Source organism: Clostridioides sp. GD02377 (assembly GCF_045899875.1).
Taxonomy (GTDB): domain Bacteria; phylum Bacillota; class Clostridia; order Peptostreptococcales; family Peptostreptococcaceae; genus Clostridioides; species Clostridioides difficile_A.
Window position 1 is genome coordinate 49,834 of the sequence record NZ_JBJODA010000023.1, and the last position, 7,131, is coordinate 56,964.

General features: G+C 28.8%; 5 protein-coding genes and 1 pseudogene. 1 reads left to right on the forward strand and 5 read right to left on the reverse strand.

Annotation, left to right across the window (positions count from 1 at the left end; translation table 11 throughout):
- Positions 1-338: 338 nt before the first annotated feature.
- Positions 339-1,568, forward strand: a complete 1,230-nt coding sequence (locus Q3304_RS17935) for an aminopeptidase (RefSeq protein ID WP_223153288.1) — start codon at positions 339-341, stop codon at positions 1,566-1,568.
- A 204-nt stretch (positions 1,569-1,772) separates the two neighbouring features.
- Here Q3304_RS17935 and Q3304_RS17940 read toward each other — a convergent pair whose 3' ends face one another.
- From Q3304_RS17940 to Q3304_RS17960, 5 genes and pseudogenes are all read right to left on the reverse strand, one after another.
- Complete coding sequence (locus Q3304_RS17940; RefSeq protein ID WP_407815159.1) at positions 1,773-4,154, reverse strand: homocysteine S-methyltransferase family protein; 2,382 nt, start codon at positions 4,152-4,154, stop codon at positions 1,773-1,775.
- Positions 4,132-4,851: a vitamin B12 dependent-methionine synthase activation domain-containing protein gene (locus Q3304_RS17945; protein WP_074178765.1), complete on the reverse strand. Its 720-nt coding sequence runs from the start codon at positions 4,849-4,851 to the stop codon at positions 4,132-4,134. The genes Q3304_RS17940 and Q3304_RS17945 overlap by 23 nt, the downstream gene beginning before the upstream one ends.
- Positions 4,841-5,296, reverse strand: a complete 456-nt coding sequence (locus tag Q3304_RS17950) for an S-ribosylhomocysteine lyase (protein WP_021386558.1) — start codon at positions 5,294-5,296, stop codon at positions 4,841-4,843. The genes Q3304_RS17945 and Q3304_RS17950 overlap by 11 nt, the downstream gene beginning before the upstream one ends.
- A gap of 273 nt (positions 5,297-5,569) precedes the next feature.
- The gene (locus tag Q3304_RS17955; protein ID WP_407815160.1) at positions 5,570-6,757 is read right to left on the reverse strand and encodes a sensor histidine kinase; all 1,188 of its coding nucleotides are present in this window, start codon (positions 6,755-6,757) and stop codon (positions 5,570-5,572) included.
- A pseudogene (locus tag Q3304_RS17960) lies at positions 6,747-6,959 on the reverse strand (helix-turn-helix domain-containing protein); the annotation flags it as partial. The gene Q3304_RS17955 and the pseudogene Q3304_RS17960, both read right to left, overlap by 11 nt.
- Between the last annotated feature and the right edge of the window lie 172 nt (positions 6,960-7,131).

Sequence of the window (7,131 nt, forward strand, 5' to 3'; positions counted from 1 at the left end):
ATAATATATAAACTACTATATTTAAACATATATAAGCTTTGCCAGAAAATTTTTTATTTCATTATTTATATTTATCTCATTATTATATTATAAGTTTTTTTCAGTATTCTTGTATAGCTTTTCACTAAAAAAGTATTTTTATTTCTACTTTAATACTAATATCAACAAAAAATATTCTTCCAATTAAGTTTGTGCTTCTAAACAATCTGTTTTAATTAAAATAGATATTTTTTATTTCTTAGTTTATAGAGTATAAATATTTTAAATATGACCCAAAATCTAAGTAATGTTATAATACTTTATAGGTTATTCAATATTAAAAATATAGGAGGATAAACATGGATTTAAATAGAAATTTAGAGAAATATGCTGAATTGGCAATCAAGGTCGGGATTAACATACAGCCAGGTCAAACTTTACTTATAAAATCACCAATAGAATGTGCTGATTTTGCAAGAAATGCACTTAAAGAAGCATATAAATGTGGTGCTAAAAATGTATATATAGAATGGTCTGATGAAGAAAGTGCTCTTATTAAGTATTTATATGCTCCAGATGAAGCATTTCATGAGTTCCCAAAATGGACAGCAGAACAATATGTAGATATAGCAAAAGAAGGTGGGGCATTTTTATCAGTATATGCTCAAAATCCTGACTTACTAAAAGACGTTGACCCTGAAAGGGTGGCAAATTTTCAAAAAGCATCTGGTAAGGCTTTAAAAGAATGGCGTTCTTATACTCTAACTGATAAGTGTAAATGGAGCATAGTTTCTGTGCCAACAAAAGCATGGGCAAAAAAAGTATTTCCAAATTTATCAGAAGAAAAAGCAATAGAAGAATTATGGGATGCTATATTTAAGTGTTCAAGAGTAGATGGTCAGGACCCTATAAAAGCATGGGAGGAACATAATAAAAATCTTAAGTCTAAAATGGATTTCTTAAATAAAAATAATTTTAAAACTTTAAAATATAAATCTTCAAAAACTGATTTGACTTTAGATTTGCCAAAAGGTCATATTTGGTTAAGTGGAGCATCTAAAGACCCTAATGGAATAAGCTTTAATCCTAACATCCCAACAGAAGAAATTTTTGGAATGCCACATAAGTTTAAAGTGAATGGAACTGTTTATAGTACTAAACCTCTTGTTTATGGTGGAAATATAATTGATAATTTCTTCTTAACTTTTAAAGATGGAAAAATAATAGATTTTTCTGCTGAAAAAGGACTTGAAACTTTAAAGAAACTTATTGAAACAGATGAAGGTTCTCAATATTTAGGAGAAGTTGCTCTTGTTCCATACAACTCACCAATATCCAATACAGATATAATTTTTTATAATACTCTATATGATGAGAATGCTTCTTGCCATTTTGCAATTGGTTCTGCTTACAGAACTTGTCTAGATGGTGGAAACAATTTAAAAGATGAAGAATTGGATGAATATGGTGTAAATGATAGCTTAACACATGTAGACTTTATGATTGGGTCTGATGATATGGATATTATAGGAGAAACTTATGATGGAAAGCAAATACAAATTTTTAAAAATGGCAACTGGGCTTTTTAATCTATGCTTTAACTAAAAAGGGCTGATGGAAGTTATACCAGACTTCCCAGCCCTTTTTAATGTTGATGATAAATATTTTTTTATATTAATTAATCTCATTTTTATAGATTAATTCCTATTGTTTCAAACATAAGTATCTAAAACTTATATCTATATTATATATAAAATATCCTATTTAGTAAAACCTTTATTTTAATTTACATGCTAAAAATTTAACTTTGCTATTTCAACAGCAGATTTTGCATCCTTTGAATAATAGTCAGCACCCATTTCTTCTGCATATTCTTCTGTCAAAACTGCACCTCCTACAAATACTTTCGCATTTATATCATTATCTCTTAATGCTTGAATCGTATCTTTCATGCTTTGAACAGTTGTAGTCATAAGTGCACTTAATCCTACTAATTTTATATTTCTTTTTTTGGCTACTTCTACTACTTCTTCAATTGGAACATCTTTCCCTAAATCTATAACTTCATATCCATAATTTTCTAGCATTATTTTTACTATATTTTTTCCAATATCATGGATATCGCCTTTTACTGTGGCAACTATTATTTTTCCTTTAGATACATTATCACTACTTTTACTTAATAAAGTTTCCTTTATTGTATTTAATGAAGCTTTAACTGTCTCTGCTGATTGAATCAATTGTGGTAAGAATATATCTCCACTATCATATCTCTTTCCTACTTTATCAAGGGCAGGAATTAAAATCTCATCTAATATATAATTTTCATCCTTTTCCTTCAAAAGATTCAGTGTTACACTTTTTGCTTCATCTTTTAATCCTCTTTCAACTAAAACATCTAGAGACAAATCTTTGTCAGTTTTCGTAGAAGAGTCTGATTTTTTTGAATTATTTATATTGCTATATTGATTTATATATTTGATACATCCTTTATCTGTATTATTTAAGATTCTAAAAGAGTTAATAGCCTCCATCATACTATATTCATTTGGATTTATAATTGCTAAATCAAGACCTGCTCCTAAAGCTAATGTTAGAAAAGAAGCATTAAGTGCTTTTCTATTTGGAAGTCCGAATGAAATATTTGAAACACCTAAAATAGTTTTTACTCCCAATGTCTTTACCATTGTTATAGCCTTTATCGTCTCTATTGCTTCCTCTTGTTGTGCTGACACAGTTAATGATAAACAATCTATAAATATATCTTTTGGCTTTATTCCATAAGAAACTGCTCTATCTACTATTCTTTTTGCTATTTCAAATCTTTCTTCAGCTTTTTTAGGTATACCTTTTTCATCAAGAGTAAGTCCAACTACACATGAACCATACTTTTTGACTATTGGTAATATACTTTCTAAAGACTCCTCTTTGCCATTTACAGAGTTTACTATTGTTCTACCATTATAATATCTAAGCCCTTGTTCTAATGCCTCTACATTGGAAGAATCGACTTGTAAAGGTGTATCTACTACTGCCTGTATTTCTCTTATTAATTTTGGCATTAATTTTTTCTCATCTACCTCTGGTAAACCAACATTTACTCCTAATATTTGTGCCCCAGCATTTACTTGTTCTAGTCCTAAGTTTATTGCATAATCTAAATTTTCATTTTTCAATGCTTCTTGAAGAGATTTTCTTCCTGTAGGATTCAATCTTTCTCCAACAACTATAGGTGATTCTACTTCTACAAATTTTGATGGTGAACAAACTACACATTTGTCAATTTTCTCTATATTTCCCTTTACAACAGAATTTATATTATCAGATATTTCTTTTATAAAGCTTGGATTTGTACCACAGCATCCACCTATTATAGTAGCACCAACCTCAACGAATTTCTTAACACCTTCAAAAAACTCTTTTGCATCAACATCATATATAGCCTCTCCATCAACTATATTTGGTAAACCAGCATTTGCTTGAACCATCACAGGTATTGTAGCTCTTGATACTATTTTTTTTACTATTGGTAAAAGTTGTTTCGGTCCTAATGAACAGTTTACTCCTATTGCATCAACACCCAATCCTTCTATAGTAGCCACCATACTCTCTGGCATACATCCAGTAAAACTTCTTCCTCCTTCATCAAATGTCATAGTACAGAAAACAGGTAAGTCAGAATTTTCCTTTGCAGCTAATACAGCTGCTTTAGCTTCATATAAATCCATCATAGTCTCTATTACTATCACATCAACACCAGATTTTGCGCCCTGTAATACTTGTCTTTTAAATATTTCATATGCTCTATCAAAACTTAAAGTCCCCATAGGCTCTAACATCTCTCCTATAGGCCCAATATCTAATGCTACATATCTAGGTTTAGTTTTATCTACATTTTCTATAGCTTTCCTAGCCACTAAAACAGCATTATCAATCACTTCTTCTACTGTATAGTTACTATCTAATTTTAGCTCATTACATCCAAAAGTATTTGTAAGAATTACGTTTGAACCTGCCTCTAAATATGAGGTATGTATTTCTATAAGTTTGTCTGGATTTTGAATACCAAACACTTCTGGGTTTTCACCTAACTTTAAACCTTTTTGTTGAAGCATTGTTCCCATTGCACCATCAAATATTAGTATATTATTCTTAAGATATTGTCTTATTTCCACAAGAATTCTCTCCTTTTCTATATGTACAGTTTCTATAGTTTTTACAATTTTCACACGATTTTTCTTTTTTAGATTCATCTATTTTTATATTAGAAATACCTATGATAGCCACTACTGACTTTCTAGGTATCATAATCCCATTGGAAGTAATTGTTAAACCTATTTGTTTTTGAGCATTTAACACATTTAATATATCTATATTTTTTTCTATTGGTAAATCTCCATATCCTGGACTATATCGCATAGTTATAAATTTATTTTGTTCTAAAAAAACCTTTTCTACATTATCTTGAATGATGTCACATACTTCTTCTATTGCTGTTGTTCCACATGAATCTATTATTAGTCCTTTTGTTAAATCTGAATAAGAATGTCTTTTTATTTCTTTTTCTATCTCTAATCCTAATGTAGCTGCCATAATTACACATTCATTACATTCTTTTAAAAGTTCATATATATCTTTACTTTCTAATGTTAAATTTGTCCCCTCTAACTCTACAACATTATCTTTATTTATTTTAATAGGATAAATCCTAGATAAATATCTAGGATTTATTTTATTTTTAGTTATATCTACACATTCATCAATAGTATCTTTAAGGTCTTTATCTATCTCTTGACCTCTGTATTGTAAGTATCTTAAAACTTCACTTTGATTTATGTTTATATTTCCTTTTTCAATTAAATTATTCTCCATATATGTTTAAAGAAAATCCTTTGTCCAAAACATCTTTTGCGTATTCTTTTGCTCCAAATAAAGATAAATCTCTGTAGTTCCCACATTCTATTGCTGTAGCTGCTGGCATTTCATCTGATTCAACCACTTTTTTTAATGCTTCTTCTAAACCAACCTTAACTGTATTGGCATCTACATCTCCCCATAGTATTAAATAAAATCCTGTTCTACATCCCATTGGAGATAAGTCTATTACTCCCTCTAATGTATCTCTTAAATAAGTTGCTAACAGATGCTCTAAACCATGCATAGCAGCAGTTCCAAAACTCTCTACATTTGGTTGTAAAAATCTTAGGTCAAATTTACTTACCTTATCTCCCTTTACTCCATCAAGTACGCTACATTTTCTTACAAAAGGAGCTTTTACTTTTGTATGGTCTAACTTAAAACTTTCCACTTTTTCCATTATTTAATCCTCCATTATCTTTTAAATTCATTACATTAATTCTAAAAAAAACTCCCCCTATCCATTATTGATAAGAAGAGTATATTATTTCAAATCGTCTCATCGTTGTTAGCAGGACCACCTAATAAAAGGTTGGTATAGGATCACTGAGCTAACTCTCTCCCCTAACTCTTGATAAGTATCTTATTAAACTGACTTAAATTATATATTACTTTTTTATTTTTGTAAACACTTTATCGCTATATTATTTATACATCTAATTATACTTTTATTTTATAACTCAACTGATTGTATTATTGGCAGTTGTACCTCAAATACAGTTTGATGTTTATTGCTTGAAACAGTGATTTCTCCACCATGTAAGTTTACAATGTTCTTTGTGATTGCAAGACCCAACCCAGACCCTCCAGCATTTCTATTTCTTGACTTTTCAACTCTATAAAATCTGTCAAATATATTTGGTAAATCTAATACTGGAATTGGTTCTCCATAATTTATGACCTTTACAATCGCCATATCTTCTTTTTTCTCTGTGACTATATCTACATAGAGCCCATCTTTTCCATACTTCATAGCATTAGTCATAAGATTCTCAAATACTCTTACTAATTTATTTGGGTCAGCTTTTACAATTAATTTTTCTTCATTAAAATTAACTCTACTAACCATAAATTCCTGCTTAAAATAAATTTCAAATTGAGATACTATCTGACTTAATAACTCTACTAAATTTATTTCTATCTTATTTAATCTCATTGTATTGTTTTGCATTTTAGTAAGTTCAAACAAATCATTTATGAGTACATTTAAATTTTTCGATTTTTCATATGCAATATTAACATAATACATCATCTGTACTTCATCTTTATACTTACCTTCTTCTATCAATCCTAAATAACCCATTATTGATGTCAAAGGTGTTCTTAAATCATGTGACACATTTGTTATTAAATCTGTTTTGGTTTGCTGAGCTTGTCTCTCTTCAACAGTTATGTTTCTAAGTTGATGAATAATACTATTAATTTTATGTGCTAGTTCATCAATATCATCAACTTCTTTATCCTTTAATTCTTCTAAATCATACTCGATATCTATATTCTTTTGCAAATCACTTTCATCCATTGAATTTACAGCATCTAAAATAACTTCTAACTTCTGATTCTTTTTACTAGCTTTTTTTATAAAATCTACAACTTGCTTATTTCTCTTGTATGATATTAAAGAGTAAATTGCTAACGATGAAATTAGAAATAAAGATGGATAAAACAATCCCTCTCCCATAGATGCTCTTAAATCTCTTAAATTATATACAAGATAATTAATTGTAGATAAATGAGTATTAACATATAACAATTTTATTATATAAATGCTTGTTAACATAATTATTAAAGTAATAATGCAACTTATTGCAAAATCTATTATAGGACGAAACATATGATTTAATAAGCTTTTATTTTTCAATTTTATATCCTACTCCCCATACAGTATGAATTATTTTTTCTCCATCTGTATATTTTTCAATTTTATCTCTTATTCTACTCATATGGACCATTACAGTATTATTAGATTGATAATATTTCTCTTTCCATACCTTTTCAAATATTTCTTCTGTACTATATACTCTTCCCTTATTATTTGCTAGTAAGTACAATATCTGAACCTCCCATGACTAAAGTCACAGGGTTCCTGCTTCATAGAATTTTGCATACTAAAATATGTCTTACTAATTCTCCACAGGCTATCCCCATAGTTCCTACGGTTCTTACATAAGTTATTTATTTTAAACTGTTATTAGTCTTAATCCTTCTTTTAGTATATTTATACTCGCATTTATG

What these genes read in the sequence shown, in the direction of transcription:
- Q3304_RS17935 (WP_223153288.1), top strand. Translation starts at nt 339, where the DNA reads ATGGATTTAAATAGAAATTTAGAGAAATATGCTGAATTGGCAATCAAG.
- Q3304_RS17950 (WP_021386558.1), bottom strand. Translation starts at nt 5,296, where the DNA reads ATGGAAAAAGTGGAAAGTTTTAAGTTAGACCATACAAAAGTAAAAGCT.
- Q3304_RS17945 (WP_074178765.1), bottom strand. Translation starts at nt 4,851, where the DNA reads ATGGAGAATAATTTAATTGAAAAAGGAAATATAAACATAAATCAAAGT.